The 16,364-nt window shown below is 52.5% G+C and carries 17 protein-coding genes; all 17 read right to left on the bottom strand.

The genetic code is table 11. The annotated features are described in order from the left end of the window. Positions 1-46: 46 nt before the first annotated feature. The gene (locus KI362_RS07755) at positions 47-277 is read right to left on the bottom strand and encodes a KH domain-containing protein (RefSeq protein ID WP_044478320.1); all 231 of its coding nucleotides are present in this window, start codon (positions 275-277) and stop codon (positions 47-49) included. Between the two features lie 22 nt (positions 278-299). Continuing rightward, positions 300-572, bottom strand: coding sequence for a 30S ribosomal protein S16 (gene rpsP, locus KI362_RS07750; RefSeq protein ID WP_044478319.1), 273 nt, complete (start codon positions 570-572; stop codon positions 300-302). A gap of 62 nt (positions 573-634) precedes the next feature. Then, positions 635-2,014, bottom strand: a complete 1,380-nt coding sequence (ffh, locus tag KI362_RS07745) for a signal recognition particle protein (RefSeq protein ID WP_212938614.1) — start codon at positions 2,012-2,014, stop codon at positions 635-637. Between the two features lie 24 nt (positions 2,015-2,038). Next, positions 2,039-2,392, bottom strand: a complete 354-nt coding sequence (locus KI362_RS07740) for a putative DNA-binding protein (RefSeq protein ID WP_301626164.1) — start codon at positions 2,390-2,392, stop codon at positions 2,039-2,041. 260 nt (positions 2,393-2,652) lie between these two features. Next, a complete protein-coding gene (gene trhA / locus KI362_RS07735; RefSeq protein ID WP_301626162.1) occupies positions 2,653-3,297 on the bottom strand; it encodes a PAQR family membrane homeostasis protein TrhA in 645 nt (214 codons plus the stop codon). A 107-nt stretch (positions 3,298-3,404) separates the two neighbouring features. Beyond that, the gene (gene ftsY / locus KI362_RS07730; protein ID WP_044478314.1) at positions 3,405-4,406 is read right to left on the bottom strand and encodes a signal recognition particle-docking protein FtsY; all 1,002 of its coding nucleotides are present in this window, start codon (positions 4,404-4,406) and stop codon (positions 3,405-3,407) included. Positions 4,407-4,428: 22 nt separating this feature from the next. Beyond that, positions 4,429-8,001 carry a chromosome segregation protein SMC gene (gene smc, locus KI362_RS07725; protein WP_301626161.1) on the bottom strand — a complete coding sequence of 1,191 codons (3,573 nt, stop codon included), beginning with the start codon at positions 7,999-8,001 and terminating at the stop codon, positions 4,429-4,431. A 156-nt stretch (positions 8,002-8,157) separates the two neighbouring features. Then, positions 8,158-8,859, bottom strand: coding sequence for a ribonuclease III (gene rnc / locus KI362_RS07720; RefSeq protein ID WP_044478312.1), 702 nt, complete (start codon positions 8,857-8,859; stop codon positions 8,158-8,160). A 12-nt stretch (positions 8,860-8,871) separates the two neighbouring features. After that, positions 8,872-10,110 carry a beta-ketoacyl-ACP synthase II gene (gene fabF, locus KI362_RS07715; protein WP_301626159.1) on the bottom strand — a complete coding sequence of 413 codons (1,239 nt, stop codon included), beginning with the start codon at positions 10,108-10,110 and terminating at the stop codon, positions 8,872-8,874. 119 nt (positions 10,111-10,229) lie between these two features. After that, positions 10,230-10,463 carry an acyl carrier protein gene (locus tag KI362_RS07710; protein WP_044478311.1) on the bottom strand — a complete coding sequence of 78 codons (234 nt, stop codon included), beginning with the start codon at positions 10,461-10,463 and terminating at the stop codon, positions 10,230-10,232. Positions 10,464-10,533: 70 nt separating this feature from the next. Beyond that, positions 10,534-11,283 (bottom strand): 3-oxoacyl-[acyl-carrier-protein] reductase, encoded by a 750-nt coding sequence (gene fabG / locus KI362_RS07705; protein WP_301626155.1) that lies wholly within the window; start codon positions 11,281-11,283, stop codon positions 10,534-10,536. 282 nt (positions 11,284-11,565) lie between these two features. After that, entirely contained in the window at positions 11,566-12,507 is a 942-nt protein-coding gene (gene fabD, locus KI362_RS07700) for an ACP S-malonyltransferase (protein ID WP_301626154.1), read from the bottom strand. Positions 12,508-12,545: 38 nt separating this feature from the next. Beyond that, a complete protein-coding gene (locus tag KI362_RS07695; RefSeq protein ID WP_301626153.1) occupies positions 12,546-13,535 on the bottom strand; it encodes a beta-ketoacyl-ACP synthase III in 990 nt (329 codons plus the stop codon). After that, complete coding sequence (gene plsX / locus KI362_RS07690) at positions 13,532-14,530, bottom strand: phosphate acyltransferase PlsX (protein ID WP_301626152.1); 999 nt, start codon at positions 14,528-14,530, stop codon at positions 13,532-13,534. Before plsX ends, KI362_RS07695 begins: the two co-directional genes overlap by 4 nt. 15 nt (positions 14,531-14,545) lie before the next feature. After that, entirely contained in the window at positions 14,546-15,115 is a 570-nt protein-coding gene (gene fapR / locus KI362_RS07685) for a transcription factor FapR (protein WP_044479872.1), read from the bottom strand. Positions 15,116-15,528: 413 nt separating this feature from the next. Beyond that, positions 15,529-15,702: a 50S ribosomal protein L32 gene (gene rpmF / locus KI362_RS07680; RefSeq protein WP_018750828.1), complete on the bottom strand. Its 174-nt coding sequence runs from the start codon at positions 15,700-15,702 to the stop codon at positions 15,529-15,531. A 47-nt stretch (positions 15,703-15,749) separates the two neighbouring features. Beyond that, positions 15,750-16,265 (bottom strand): YceD family protein, encoded by a 516-nt coding sequence (locus KI362_RS07675; protein ID WP_212938625.1) that lies wholly within the window; start codon positions 16,263-16,265, stop codon positions 15,750-15,752. Positions 16,266-16,364 lie beyond the last annotated feature (99 nt).

The raw sequence follows: 16,364 nt of genomic DNA, 5'->3' as shown, positions 1-16,364 counted from the left end.
ACGAAAACGGGCTAGGATAATCCTCCTAGCCCGCTTTCGTATATCTTTAAGACATGATATCCACGGTAACCCGCTTATCCATCTTAACGGCTGCCGATGTTACAACCGTGCGAAGCGCTTTGGCGATTCTTCCCTGTTTGCCAATGACCTTCCCGACATCATCAGGATGTACGGTCAGTTCATATACAATCAGGTGATCCTTCTCCACAGTCTTCACACGGACATCGTCCGGATGATCAACAAGAGCCTTCGCAATAACGCCGACTAATTGTTCCATTAGAGACCCTCCGAATCAGCAATTATTTCTGAAGCTTGGACTCATGAAATTTCTTCATAACGCCTGCTTTGCTGAGCAAGTTGCGAACGGTATCAGATGCTTGTGCACCGTCTTGCAGCCATTTCAACGCCTTCTCTTCGTCGATGTTCACTACTGCCGGTTGTGCAACCGGATTGTAGTAACCAATCTCCTCGATAAAACGGCCGTCACGCGGGGAACGGGAATTCGACACCACGATACGATAGAAAGGAGCTTTATGAGCACCCATGCGTTTCAAACGAATACGAACTGCCACGAAATTCACCTCCTTTAAAGAATCAAACTATCATTTATTTCATCCGGTATGCACCAGAAGGCTTACCGGAACGGAAACTTCATTCCTTTGCCCGCCTTTTTGGTGAGCTGCTTCATCATCTTGTTGCCTTTGCCCTTCGGCCCCATCATATCCGAGAACTGCTTCATCATCCGGCGCATTTCATCAAACTGCTTGATCAGCCGGTTCACATCAGCCAGCGTCGTTCCGCTGCCTGCTGCAATCCGCTTGCGGCGGCTATGATTGATCATATCCGGGTTCTGCTTCTCTTCCTTGGTCATGGAATGCACGATCGCTTCAACGCGGCCCATTTGCTTCTCATCGACCTTAACGTCTTTCATTTGCTTCATCTTGCCCATGCCGGGAATCATATCCATGATCTGGTCAATCGGCCCAAGCTTCTTCACCTGATCCATCTGCTCCAGGAAATCATCGAACGTGAACTCTGCATTCCGCATTTTGCGTTCCATTTCCTTGGCTTTCTCGGCGTCGATATTCGATTGGGCCTTCTCAATCAGGGAGAGCATATCGCCCATCCCGAGAATCCGGGAAGCCATCCGCTCCGGATGGAACGGCTCCAGCGCATCAATCTTCTCACCGAGCGCGGCGAACTTGATCGGACAGCCGGTAACCGCCTTGACGGATAGCGCAGCACCCCCGCGCGTATCTCCGTCCAGCTTCGTCAGAACGACGCCTGTCAGCGTCAGCTGCTGATTGAAGCTCTCCGCAACGTTAACCGCATCCTGCCCTGTCATCGCATCGACGACCAGCAGCACCTCGTCCGGATTAGTCACTTCATGGATTTGCCGTAATTCCTCCATCAGCGCTTCATCCACATGCAGGCGGCCTGCCGTATCGATCAAGAGATAGTCATTGCCGTTATCCTTCGCATGCTGCAAAGCCTGGCGCGCAATTTCTACCGGGCTATTGCCCTCTGGAAGGGTGAAGACCGGAACCTTGATCTGTTCACCTAATACTTGAAGCTGCTTTATCGCTGCCGGACGATAAATATCTCCGGCCACCAGCAGCGGACGATGATTGCCCTTCAGCAAAAGCTTGGCCAGCTTCGCCGAAGTGGTTGTCTTACCGGCACCTTGCAAGCCCGCCATCATGACCACGGTCGGAGGACGATTGCTCTTCGCCAGCTTGGCCTGGCTGCCGCCCATCAGCTCCGTCATTTCCTTGTTTACGATGTCGATGATGACCATGCCCGGTGTAAAGCTGTCCATCACTTCACTGCCTACGGCCTTTTCCTTTACCTTGGCGATGAATTCCTTGACCACTTTAAAGTTAACGTCAGCTTCCAGCAGGGCCAGACGCACTTCGCGCATCGCTTCGTTAACATCTTCTTCGGACACCTTGCCTTTTCCGCGCAGCTTGCTGAATACGTTCTGCAATCTGCTCGTCAAACCTTCAAATGCCATGATCGGATCACCTCCATTGCTTCTTTATAGTTCTACTGCCTTGCGCAGCAGCTCCATTGCCTTTTCTTTATGTAACCCAGTCATCCCACTATCTTGTATCAATTGCCCCAGAGAGGTCAATAATTCACTGCGCTCCTCTTCCTTGCGCAGTAAACCAAGCTTGTCCTCGTAATTCTCCAGCATCTCTTCCGCCCGCTTGATGTGCTCATACACCGCCTGACGGCTAATACTGAATTCGGAAGCAATCTCGCCCAAGGAGAAGTCATCCAGGAAATAATATCTCATAAACGTCTGCTGCTTCTCAGTGAGCAGCTTCTCATAAAAGTCAAACAACAGGTTGATGCGGTTTGTCTTCTCAAGCCGATTTTCTTGACTCATCTGGGCACCCCCTCCGTCAAGGAAAAACACTTTACAACGTATCAACGTTCCTTATCATATCGAAATGGGGTATCAATGTCAAGTCTTTTCCCTTAACAGCTCAAAGTGACGTAATAAAGCACGTTTTAAGGCGCATCCGTGTAAAGAAAAAGAGACACAGCTACATGAAAAAAAGCCGCCTTGCTGCCGACTTCTCCGTGGTCGGGACCTTGATTCTCCGGAGAAATCCGCTAACAAAAGCAGCTTATACATTCGCTGGATCAATGCGGAAGCAGGTACAGCAGGATCGCAAAGAAGTGTGTAACACTTCCTCCAAGAACAAACAGATGCCAGACCGCATGATGGTAGGGGAATGCCCGCCATACATAGAATACGGTTCCCAGCGTGTACATAATGCCGCCAGTAACCAGCAGCGTAATGCCTGTAGACGGAATCACCGCAGTTAGCGGGCCCCAGGCGATTACAATTAGCCAGCCCATCACGACGTAGAAGATCGTGGACATGAACAAGAACCTTTTTGTGAAAAAAGCCTTGAACAGCACGCCAAACAACGCAATTCCCCATACGATGCCGAACAGGCTCCAGCCAAGCGGTCCGCGAACAGCTACCAGCATAAATGGAGTATAGGTCCCTGCGATATAGATATAAATGGAGGAGTGGTCGAAGATCTCAAACAGATCCTTCAATTTACCTTCTTTGAAACTGTGAACCAGCGTCGAGCTCGTATAAAGCAGCAGCATGCTTACACCATAAATCGTAAAGCTGACCACATGCCAAGCCGTACCTTTGATACTAGAAAAGACAATCAGCAGCACCAGTGCAGCAACACTGAGCAGTGCGCCGATTCCATGAGTGATGGCATTGGCGACTTCTTCTCGACGCGGATAAGTATGTGTGTTGGCCATCCTCTCCACCTCCTTTTAAAAACGAACTTGTTGAAAATGTATGCTTTTGCATCCGTACATGTGACGCTTATTCCCTTAAAGAGGTTTTTTGAACTCCCACGTAAAGGCTACTTCGTCTCCTCGGCTTCCTCGGGATCTTCAGCAATAAGTCCTGCGAATAACCCGTGCACAAACTGCTCGGAATCGAACTTTTGCAGATCCTCCATCTTCTCGCCGAGACCTACCAGCTTCACCGGCAAGCTCAGCTCCTGACGGATCGCAATAACAATGCCGCCCTTCGCCGTACCGTCCAGCTTGGTCAGCACCAGCCCGGTGACGCCGCTCTTCTCGCCGAAGAGCTTGGCCTGGCTAAGCGCATTCTGACCGGTTGTAGCATCCAGTACCATCAAAACCTCATGCGGTGCGCCAGGAATTTCCCGTTGAATGACACGGAAAATTTTGTTCAATTCCTCCATCAGGTTCGATTTGTTCTGCAGTCTACCTGCGGTATCACAGAGCAGTATATCTGCTCCGCGCTGCTTGGCAGCCTGAACGGCGTCGTACATCACTGCTGCCGGATCAGCTCCAGCCTGCTGCTTGATCACCTCGACCCCAACGCGGGTGCCCCATACCTCCAGCTGCTCAATCGCACCGGCACGGAACGTATCCCCTGCGGCCATGATGACCTTCTTCCCCTGCTGCTTGAAATGATGGGCCAGCTTGCCGATCGTTGTGGTCTTGCCAACCCCGTTCACCCCGACAAACAAAATCACCGTGATTCCATCCGGGCTCATCGCGATTTCATTGTCTTCATCTCCGCGCAGCAGTTCCACCAGCTTCTCCGACAGAATCGGCTGCAGCTCCGCCGGATCCTCGATCCGCTGCTTTCTTACTTCGCCGCGCAGCTCTTCAACCAGCTTCATGACCGTGTTCACGCCGACATCCGCACCGATCAAAATCTCTTCGAGCTCCTCGAAGAATTCTTCATCAATCTTCTTGCGGCGGGTGATCAAGTCGCTTACCTTTTCGACAAAGCCTTTGCGGCTCTTCTCCAGGCCGTCCTTAAACTGCTTGGTCACCGTCTCGGTTTTCGTAGCAATACTCTCTCTCAGTTTCTTAAAAAAGCTCATGGCTTCCCTCCTGAAATATCCCTTAGGCGATTTCCATCGTCTCTTCGTCCTCCAGCTTGACGGATACGAGCTTGGATACGCCGCCTTCCTCCATCGTTACGCCGTACAGTACATCCGCCTCCTCCATCGTCCCTTTGCGGTGCGTGACTACGATAAACTGGGTCTGCTCGGAGAACTCGCGCAAATATTGGGCAAAACGCGCCACATTGGCTTCATCAAGCGCCGCCTCAACCTCATCAAGCACACAGAACGGCACCGGCTTCACCTGCAAAATAGCAAACAACAGCGCCATAGCTGTAAGCGCCCGTTCTCCACCCGACAGCAGCTGCAAATTTTGCAGCTTCTTACCCGGCGGCTGAGCTACCACATCGATTCCGGTCTCCAGCAGGTTTTCCGGATCGATCAGGATCAAATCCGCACGGCCGCCGCCGAACAGCTTGGTGAAGACGATCGAGAATTCCCGGCGGATGGCATCGAAGGTCGTCTTAAAGCGCTTGGACATTTCATCGTCCATTTCCTTAATCACCTGATAAAGCGTCGTCTTGGCTTCAACAAGGTCATTCTTCTGCTCGCTGAGGAACTCGTAGCGTTCATTTACTCGCTGGTATTCCTCAATGGCCCCCAGATTGACCTCGCCAAGCATCGTGATCTGGCGTTTCAGCTCCCGGACATCGTTCTGGGTCTGAGGCACATCCTCCGGCACCTGATAGAGGACCTTGGCCCGTTCATAGCTAAGCTCATAATCATCCGCCAGCTTCCGAAGAATATTATCAAGCTCCACATCAAGCCGGTTGGCTTGAATCTCGGTCTGGCGAAGCTGCTCCTCCACCGCTCTTAACGCGATACGCTGTTCCTTGGTCTCGCTCTCGCCTTCCTCAAGCTTGCGAACCAGGGCGGCGCGGGAAGCCCGTTCCAGTTCCAATTGTTCGCCAGCGCGCTCCTTCTTGAGCTTGAAATCATTCAAGTCTTCCCGCTGCGTGACGCTTTGCTCTTCATTTTGCTTCAGATCCGCCTCGATGGATTGCATAATCGCGCGATTCTGTTCCAGCTCGCGTCTCATGATCGTGCAATCTTCCTCGGAGCGGCGAAGCTGCTCACGAACCGAGAAGCATTCCTGGTCGAGCTTGCCCTCCTTGACCTTGAGCTCGGTCAATGTATCCTGAAGCTCTTCCTTCGCCGATTCATTCGCCTTGCGAGCAAATTCAGCCGCATGAATCGACTGGTGAACCTGCTGCTCCTCCCGCTCAAGCTGTACCAGCTTCTGCTCGGCATCAGCCTTGGCCTTATCCAGGTTCTCCAGCTCTTTCAGATAGTGTCCCTTTTCCTGGCCATACAATTCGAACTGCTCGGACACATGGCGCCATTCGTGATTAAGCTGCTTCAGGTCGCCTGCCACCGTCTGCTCCTCCGCACGCTTGCGGTCACCCGCTTCACGCAGGCCTTCCAGTCCGCTTTCTGCGCTCTGGAGCTGCTCCCGCACATCGGCAAGTCCCTTCTGCAGCTTGTCCAGCATAGCTTCACTCTCGGCAATATCCGCCGCAAGCTGCTCCAGCTGGCGCTTTCTTCCCAACAGATTGCTGTTCTTGCGATGCTGGCTGCCCCCGGTCATCGAACCGCCGGCATTGACCACATCGCCTTCCAGGGTTACGATCCGGAAACGGTATTGGCAGCGTGCCGCCATTTTATTGGCACGTTCCAAATCCGTAGCAAACACGACATTCCCGAGCAGACTGCCGACAATATCACCATAGCGCGCTTCAAAACCGACCAGGTCGGCTCCGATGCCCACAAAGCCATCCGCATCCTCCATCTGACGCTTATCGGCCGGCGAGATTTGACGCGGTCGTATAACGTCCAGCGGCAAGAATGTAGCGCGTCCCAGCTGCCGCTGCTTCAGAAATGCGATAGCCTGACGCGAGACGGCTTCGTTCTCCATCACAATATGCTGCATGGCCGCGCCAAGCGCAGTCTCCACAGCGATCTCCAGCTTCTCGGGAACGGTGATCAATTCGGCAACCGCGCCATGCACGCCATGAAGCGCAGATTTGCGAGCTGCCTTAAGCACCTCCTTGACCCCAAGTGCAAAGCCGTCGAAATCATCGTCCATTTCCTTCATTGTATCTCTTCGGGAAATCAGCGCTTCACGCTTTTGCTCCCACTTGCGGATCCCGCTTCGGCTCTCTTCCACCAGCTTCTCCAGGGATTGAACCCGCTCGCTCTCGGAGATATATTTCCCCCGCAGGGCAGATATTTCCTCGCCGAGTCCGGCAAGTCCCTGCTCAAGCTCCGCCTTCTTCGCCTTCAAGCGTTCCAGCTCTTCCTGCCATTTGATCCCTTCTTCTTCAGAACGGGTCATCCGGCGCTGTACGTCCTCCTTCTGCTGCTCGGCATAACGGACTTCATTGCGAGTCTGGGCCATCAGGTTCATAATCTCCAGAAGCTGACCTTTCAGTCCTTCCTCTTGAGCCTGACTGATCCCGCCTGTGACCCCGGCTAATTTAGCCTCCTCTGCAGAAAGCTGGGTTCGCAGCTCGTTCAGCTGCTTCTCGGCAGCCGCAACCTTGGCTGCAAGCTCCTCCATCTCCGCTGCACGCTGAGCATAGCGCTGTTCACTAACCTCCAGAGACTGGCGCAGCTGTTCCCGGTTTTGCACCAGGTTTCTGGCTCGCTCCCTGAGCAGCTCGCCATAGCCTTCATTCTTCTCATAGCTTTCGCTGAATTCAAGCAATTGACCTTGCAACTGCTCAATCTTGTCCTCAATCTGGCGAAGAGCAAGTCTGTCGCTCTCCAGCCCGGCATCATGGGCAGACACTACCGTAGACAAGGCGGTCTGATCTTCCTTCAGCCGGTTCAGCTTCGTATTGGCATCGCTCCAGCTTGTATGGATCTGTTCAATTTGATGAACATAGAGCGATATTTCTTTATTTTTCAACTGCTCGCGAAGCTCTTTATACTTCAGCGCTTTTTCGGATTGATCCTTCAACGGGCCGATTTGGTCCTCCAGTTCACTGACCAGATCGTGAATACGCAGCAGGTTTTGTTCCGTCTCGTCAAGCTTCCGGCGTGCTTCTCGCTTGCGGCTCTTGTATTTGACAATACCGGATGCCTCTTCAAAGATGCCCCGGCGATCCTCGGAACGGGTACTCAGAATTTCCTCGATCCGTCCTTGTCCGATAATCGAATAAGCTTCCTTGCCGATCCCGGTATCCATGAACAGCTCCGTAATATCCTTCAGCCGGCAGGATTGCTTGTTGATCAGATATTCGCTGTCCCCGCTGCGGTGCACCCTCCGGGTTACCGTAACCTCATTGAAATCCAGCGGAAGCACATGATCACTATTGTCCAGTGTCAAGGACACCTCGCTATAGTTAACCGCTTTGCGGGCATCGCTGCCGGCGAAGATAATATCCTCCATCTTGCCGCCGCGCAAGCTCTTGGCACTCTGCTCTCCCAGAACCCAGCGGATTCCGTCTGAGATGTTGCTCTTGCCGCTTCCGTTAGGTCCAACCACGGCGGTAATACCGCGGACGAATTCCATTTCCGTCTTGTCGGCAAAGGATTTAAAGCCTGATAGCTCGATCCGTTTCAAAAACATACCTTCACGATCACCTCTAGCCCTATTGTATCATATTGAAAGGCTTGTCGGACAGGCACAGAAGTCACAAGCATTGTCATGAAACTGTCCTTCTTCCCATTAAAAAGGCTGGCCGCAACGATGCCGGCCAGCCCTATGCGTATTTACCCTAAAAGACTAATCCAATTGGCTCTGCTTCAACCGTTCCAGCGCAACAGCAGCAGCCTGCTGCTCCGCTTCTTTCTTGGAACGGCCGCTACCTCGGCCAAGCCCTTCACCTTCCATGAACACCTCAGAGACAAATTCCCGTTCGTGCGCCGGTCCCCGTTCTTCAATGATGCGGTACTCCAACGCCCCCATATTATGATGCTGGGTCAGCTCCTGCAGCTCGGTCTTGTAATCGGTCGTCTGCAGTTTGCCGTCGAAGGTGATCTGGGTGAATACAAAGCTGTGCAGGAACTTCGTCACTGCCTCCAGCCCCTGGTCCAGATACAGGGAACCGATGAACGATTCGAACACATCGGCCAGCAAGGCCGGGCGCGTTCTGCCGCCTGTCAGCTCCTCCCCTTTACCAAGAAGCACATATTTGCCGAACTCCAGGCTCTCCGCGAACCGGACAAGAGAAGGCTCACAGACAATCGCTGCGCGCAGCTTCGTCAATTCGCCTTCAGGACGATCAGGAAAGATCCGGTACAGATGCTCGGATACCGTTAATTCAAGCACCGCATCGCCGAGAAATTCCAACCGTTCATTATCCTCCTGTTGGCTGAACCGATGTTCGTTGACATAGGAAGCATGGGTAAATGCTTGCTTAAGCAATTGCTTGTTCCGGAATGCCAGTTGAAGTTTTTGTTGTAGTTGCTTCAAATCCTCACTCAACAGACTGTCCCCTTATGCTTCGAATTTCTTCAAAATAAGTGTTGCATTGTGTCCGCCAAAACCGAAGGAATTGGACATCGCCACCTTCACATCAGCCTCCCGAGCAACATTCGGTACATAATCCAGATCACATTCAGGATCAGGATGCTCCAGGTTAATCGTTGGCGGAATTTTTCCGTTATTCAGCGTCAAGGCACAGATTACAGCCTCCACACCGCCAGCCGCACCTAGCAGATGACCTGTCATCGACTTGGTTGAGCTAACGGCAAGCTTGTAAGCATGATCGCCAAACGCATTCTTGATTGCAATAGTCTCTGACCGGTCACCGACCGGTGTCGAGGTTCCGTGCGCATTAATATAGTCCACTTCAGCCGGATCGATGCCAGCATCTCGTATCGCCATCTTCATGCAGCGTTCCGGACCATTCGGGTCAGGCTCAGTCATGTGATGAGCGTCTGCGCTGAGACCGTATCCGATCACTTCGCCGTAAATCTTTGCTCCGCGCTTCTGCGCATGCTCAAGCGATTCCAGAATCATAATGCCCGAGCCCTCGCCCATGACAAATCCGTCACGCTCGCTGTCAAACGGACGGCTCGCCTTCTCAGGCTCGTCGTTGCGGGTAGACATAGCCCGCATCGAGCAGAAGCCGGCCATCCCCATCGGACGGATCGTTGCTTCCGCGCCTCCGCAAATCATTACATCGGCATCGCCGCGTTGAATCAGCTTGTACGAGTCGCCGATGGAGTGAGTTCCGGTCGCGCACGCAGTCACCGCCGTACTGTTCGGTCCCTTGGCTCCGAACAGGATCGATACATGGCCGGAAGCCATGTTCGCGATCATCATCGGGATAAAGAACGGGCTGACCCGTTTCGGTCCCTTTTGCACCAGAACATCGTGCTGATCCTCCCAGGTGCCAAGTCCGCCGATTCCCGAACCGATCATCACGCCTACCCGGTCGGGATCAGCATCTTCGCCAATTTGCAGGCCGCTGTCTTTAAGCGCATTGGTCGCAGCCGCTACTGCAAACTGAACGAAACGGTCCATCTTTCTGGCTTCCTTGCGATCTACATAATCTTCCGGATTGAAATCCTTTACGGAAGCTGCAATCCGGGTCGGATACTCGCTGACATCAAAGGCTTCAACGAGAGACACGCCGGATTTGCCTTGAATCAAATTATTCCAGAATGCGTCCAGCTCATGCCCTAACGCTGTCACTGCACCCATTCCCGTAACTACCACTCTATGCTTCAACACATTCACCTCTTATAGACTTCATGTGTAATATCGTTCAAATTGACACTGGCCAATCTCCAAAGATGAGGAGAAGTCCCGCCTGCTTGATAAGAAGGTACGGGACTTTGTAGATGACTTTAGGTATGAGATTGTATGTAGCTTACAACTTCACCTACGGTCGTAATCTTCTCTGCATCTTCGTCTGAAATTTCCAGGTCGAATTCGTCTTCGAGCTCCATGACCAATTCCACGACATCGAGGGAGTCAGCACCCAAATCATCTTTAAAAGAAGCTTCGAGCGTCACTTCAGCCTCATCAGCGCCAAGGCGATCCACTACGATGCGTTTTACGCGATCCAATACATCGGACATTTCCGGTTCACCTCCTCCTTGGTATTATACGAGAATTAATTCTAAAATGCCATAGACCCCTGGAAGCAAGTCACATGTACATACCGCCGTCTACGTGCAGCGTTTGACCGGTCATATAGGATGCCGCATCAGAAGCCAGGAATACAACCACCTTGGCAACTTCTTCAGCCTTGCCAAGACGCGCCAGCGGGATGCTTCCCAGCATGCCTTCCTTAATATCTGCCGGAAGCTGGTCCGTCATATCGGTCTCGATAAAGCCGGGAGCGATACAGTTGACCGTAATGCCGCGGGAAGCCAGTTCACGGGCTGAAGACTTAGTTAGACCGATAACACCGGCCTTTGCGGCAACATAGTTCGCCTGCCCGGCATTCCCCAAAACACCCACAACCGAAGAAATGTTGATGATCCGCCCGCTGCGCTGCTTCATCATAGGGCGAGTGACTGCCTTGATGCCGTTAAAGACCCCTTTCAGGTTCGTCTCGATCACCTGATCGAACTCTTCCTCTTTCATCCGCATAATCAGATTATCTCTCGTGATGCCGGCGTTATTCACCAGAATGTCGATCCGGCCCCAGGCCTCTTGCACGCCCTTGACCATCGCTTCAAACTGTTCGCTGCTGCCGACATGCCCTTGAACCGCATAGGCTTTGACGCCCATCGCCTCAATCTCGGATACAACCTGAGCGGCGGCAGCCTCGTTCCCGGCGAAATTCACCGCCACATTAGCCCCCGCTTCCGCCAGCGCCAGCGCGATGCTTCTGCCGATGCCGCGGGATGCTCCCGTTACAAGAGCCGTTTGTCCCTCAAGCAATTTTGCCATCTTCTTGTTCATCTCCTTTCCTGGAATTCACTTTAAAGCCAACTTTCATGCGCTGAAGGCAACGTGTGAAGAGTTGCTACGATCGCTGTTGTTCGCAGATTTCTAAAATTGGACTAAGTTCTAACTAGGATGAAATCCGCTCACAAAGGCGAACGCTGACGCTTCTTCACAACCCTTCACACTTATGCCCTGACCTCACGATGCCTTGTCTTAAGCCGATTTTCGTCTATCCGACTTCACACTTTTTCCTTTTTCTACGCAGCGCAGCTTTTTTAGCTTAACTTATACAGTTGCCAGCTCCGCAACGGTCTGTTCCAGGCTTTCCAAGCTGCTGACGTTAAACAGCCGGACCGACTTGTCGATCTTCTTGATCAAGCCGGTCAGCACGCTGCCTGATCCGATCTCTACAAAAGTATCCACGCCTTGCTCGATTAGCCAAGCTACACTGTCCTCCCACAATACCGGGCTGTAGACTTGACGGACAAGCAGGGAAGGAATCTCGGAAGCCTCTTGCACCGGCCGGGCCGTTACATTAGCAACTACCGGAGTAGTCCCGTCATGGAAAGCGACCTCAGACAGTTTAGCCTCCAGCCGTTCGGATGCCGGCTTCATCAATGATGAATGGAACGGTCCGCTAACCTCCAGCGGAATCGCCCGTTTGGCACCGATCTCTTTGACTCTGGCCGTCACTTGCTCGATCCCCTCTTTTGCCCCGGATACGACGATTTGTCCCGGGCAATTGATGTTAGCCAGCTCAGCGACAGCGCCGCTGTCGGATATCTCGCCGCACAGTGCAGCCAGAGCTTCACGTTCTGCACCTAACACAGCAGCCATAGCGCCTTGCCCTCCAGGCACAGCCTGCTCCATGAACTGGCCGCGGGCCCGGACAATCTTGACCGCATCCTCAAAAGAAAGCACGCCAGAGGCCGCCAAAGCGCTGTATTCTCCAAGACTATGTCCGGCCAAGTAATCAGGCTTGATTCCTTTCGCCGCGAAGGCTTCATACAATGCATAGCTTGTGGTCAGCAGCGCAGGCTGTGTATTGGCCGTCTGCTTCAATTCGGATTCCGGGCCCTCAAATACAAGGCCTGTCAACGAAAAGCTCAAGGCTTCGTTCGCTTCTTCAAATCTGGACCGGGCCTCCGGAAGCTGGTCGTAGAGATCCTTCCCCATTCCGACCGTTTGGGAGCCTTGCCCCGGAAATACAAATGCGATTTTCCCCATTCCTTTAGCAACTCCTTGCTACACTCAGATTCATGTCATTACCACACAAGCACGGAAGCTCCCCAAGTCAGCCCGCCGCCAAAGCCTACGAGCAGAATCGTGTCTCCCTCTTTCATCCGTCCTTCTTCCGCCGCTTCTACCAGCGCAAGCGGAATCGACGCTGCCGAGGTGTTCGCGTACTTATCAACGTTGATCACGCACTTCTCCTCAGGCAAATCGAGACGCTGCATAGCGGATTGAATAATCCGGATATTCGCCTGATGCGGAACGAACAGATCGATATCCTCTTTGCCCTTTCCGGCCTTGCGCAGAACCTCTTCGGTTGCCGTCCCCATTACACGAACCGCAAACTTGAACACCTCGCGTCCGTTCATGTAAATATAATGCTTCTTATCCTGAATCGTCTCTTCCGATGCAGGCAGCCGGGAACCGCCGGCCTCCAGCTTGAGCAGGCTTCCGCCCGAGCCTTCCGCCCCGAGATCAAAGGAAAGGAAGCCTCTGCCTGGCGAAACCTCGCCCAGCACGACAGCGCCGGCACCGTCTCCGAAGAGCACGCAGGTGTTGCGGTCGGTATAATCCGTAATCCGGGACAACGCGTCTGCTCCAATAACGAGCGCATTGTTGTACATCCCTGTCTGTAGCATGCCATTGGCCGTAGCCATCCCATACACAAACCCGGAGCAGGCTGCGGACAAATCAAATGCCGCCGCCTTCTTCGCTCCCAGCTTATCCTGCAAAATACAAGCGGTTGAAGGGAAGAAGGTATCCGGAGTTATCGTAGCTACGATAATCAATTCCAGATCCTCCGCCGACATTCCCGCCGTTTTCAGCGCCTGAACAGCCGCCTCATAAGCCAGGTCCGAAGTAGCCTGCTCCGGCGCTGCGATGTGACGCTCGCGGATTCCTGTACGCGAAACGATCCATTCGTCGTTGGTCTCTACCATTTTCTCCATATCTGCATTCGTCAAGATTCGTTCAGGCACATATTTACCGTACCCGATAATACCAATCGGCCGGATTGTATTCATTGTTCCACCTGCTCTCTGCTGATTTCTTCCGCTATACTTTCATTGAGCTTCGCTTTAACCGCTTCACGCGCTTGTCTAACCGCATTCATGAAGGCTTCCCCGTCAGATGAACCATGAGCCTTGAGCACAAGACCCCCAAGTCCAAGCAGGGGTGCCCCGCCATGCGCCTTATAATCCATCATTTGCTTCAATCCCCGCATAGAAGGCATTAGTACTGCGGCCGCGAGCTTGTTCTTGAGCGATTTGGTGAACTCCTGCTTGAGCAAGGAGAAGAGCGCACCAGCCGTTCCTTCCAGCGATTTCAGCAAAATATTACCGGCAAAGCCGTCACACACCAGCACATCACAAGCTCCTGTCAGCACATCACGCGCCTCGACATTGCCTACAAAGTTAATTGGCAATCCTTCCAGAAGCGGATAGGCCGCCTTTGTAAGCTCATTCCCCTTACCCGGCTCTGTTCCGACATTCAGAAGACCTACGCGGGGATTTTCCAGTCCATGCACCTTGCGGCGATAAATGCTGCCCATCACGGCAAATTGGGCCAGATATTCCGGTTTGGAATCCATATTTGCTCCCAGGTCTAGTGCCAATACACCTCGCCCGTCCAGCGTAGGGATCATCGGAGCCAGCGCAGGACGCTTGATGCCCTCCATCCGGCCTACCACGAACAGTCCTGTGGTCATGAGCGCCCCCGTGTTACCTGCCGATATCATCGCATCCGCCAAACCATCATGAACCAATCTCCCGGCAACGACCATCGAAGCATCCTTTTTGCGTTTAACCGCTCTTGTCGGTTCATCCTCAGCCTCGATCACCTCTTCGGCATGATGAAGCGTAATGTTCGCCGGAGCTTCCTTCAACAACGGCTCCAGCTCTTCCTTTCGGCCTACTAGAATAAGCTCGATATCGCTCCATTCCTTGGCCGCCGCAAGCGCCCCTTCCACCGTACTCTTCGGGGCGTGATCACCGCCCATCGCATCAATTGCGATCCGCATGCAAGTTTCCTCCCTCTACCCTTGGTTGTCATCCCCGGTGGACCGGTAAATGACAAAGTTTCCTTGGAACACCATCTCTTCACCCACATAAGTGAACACTTCAACCTTGGCTTTCCCCTTCAGCTCCGGCGTCTGACGCACATAAGCCTTGGCGATGCACTTCTCTCCCAGATGCACGGAACGGATAAATCGAATGTCCGCAGAGAAAGTCAGGGCAATCTCATCATTAATGACAGCCACGGCCAGTGAGTTCGCCTGGGCAAACACATGATGGCCCCGGGCAATTCCTGTCCGGGAGAAGACATGCTCCTCGCGGATTTCAAAGATGGATATCCCGCTTCGATCCAACTGCAGGTCGACGACCTCCCCGATCACTTCATGAAGCGGCAGCGATCTGACCTGATCGTATGAGCGTTCAGCCATCAGCTTCATCCGCTCCCTGAGCTCGGGAATTCCAAGCTCCAGACGGTCAAGCCGAATGGTCTGTATGCTTACCTTGAGATGACGCGTCAATTCCTGATCTGTCATAAACGGATTATCTTCGATCAGCTTCACCAGCTGCTGCTGGCGTTCTTTCTTCGGCACGCGTTCGATGGACAACACCCCCTGAACAACCAGGTTTATATCTAAGGATACTCTGAGATATCATTAATTTAGAACCAGGTACTAAATCCAAGTATAAAACATCTTCCTTCAAAAAGAAAGAGACTCTTCCCCATTCATCATCCGAATCACAGCGAATCAAGCATAAAGTGTAAGTTCAAAAAGTCAGCTTTTCAGCACCGAGAAGGTTGCGAGAACCCGAAGAAGGAGGAGCGGAGTGTAGGCAGAACCTACATGAGTACCGGACTTCGAGGGTGAACGCAAGATTCGACGCTGAATCATCCCCTTGGAATACTTCGTGATCAAAAGTTGACTTTTTGAACTACCTCATAAATGGCAAAAAAATAGTATCTCAAAAGAATGAGATACTATTCGTGGTTCCTAGAATCATTATCTTATTGGTTGATAATTTCTCTAGATTTGTATGTTCCGCATACTTTACATACGTGGTGAGCAAGCTTCAATTCTCCGCATTGTTCACATTTTACCATGCCCGGCACAGCCAATTTAAAATGCGTACGACGTTTGTCGCGGCGCGTTTTGGACGTTCTCCGTTGAGGTACTGCCATGGTTCCCACCTCCTTAATCAGATCAAACCGTTCACTTCAAGCTTTGTTTACTTTTTGAAAAAATCGCCGAGCGAGGCCAGACGAGGATCAATTCTCTCCGTATTGCAGCCGCAATCCCGCTCATTCCGATCGGTTCCGCAAATCGGGCAAAGCCCTTTGCAATCATCACTGCAAATTACAGCGTAAGGCAAGTTCAGAAGCAAGGCCTCCTCGATATACGGCACCAGATTAAGCTGGTCCTCCGTCACATAGGTAACCTCTTCTTCCCCGTCCTCCGGTTCGCTGTCCGGATGATCGCTTTGCTTGAAGCTCTCTTCAAATGGAATATCAACTTTGTGGCTCACGGGCTTCAGGCATCTGGAACAGAACATGTCCAACTGGCCTCCAAGGTTTCCGGTTACACGGACGACTCCTCCCTCAGAAGAGGCAGCCCGCAGGTCGGCCTTTAGCGGCCCCGCGCCGGCGATATCCTTGCGTCCCTTGATCACATGGCTTATATCCAGCTCCTGATGGAGATCCACCGGTCGATCGGATGAAGCCAATTGTCGAAGTTGCAAAATCATGAAATATCACTCCAAACAAACAAAAATTATTATACCGATTCCGAGCAAGTTTTGTCAACAGCCGTAAGGCGTTTAGTTTACCATTTGACCCATATCAAT

The sequence above is a fragment of the Paenibacillus apis genome (assembly GCF_018333295.1).
GTDB classification, from domain to species: Bacteria; Bacillota; Bacilli; order Paenibacillales; family Paenibacillaceae; genus Fontibacillus; species Fontibacillus antibioticophila.
The sequence above is the reverse complement of the archived record's forward strand: the minus strand, read 5'-3'. Positions and strand labels throughout refer to the sequence as shown.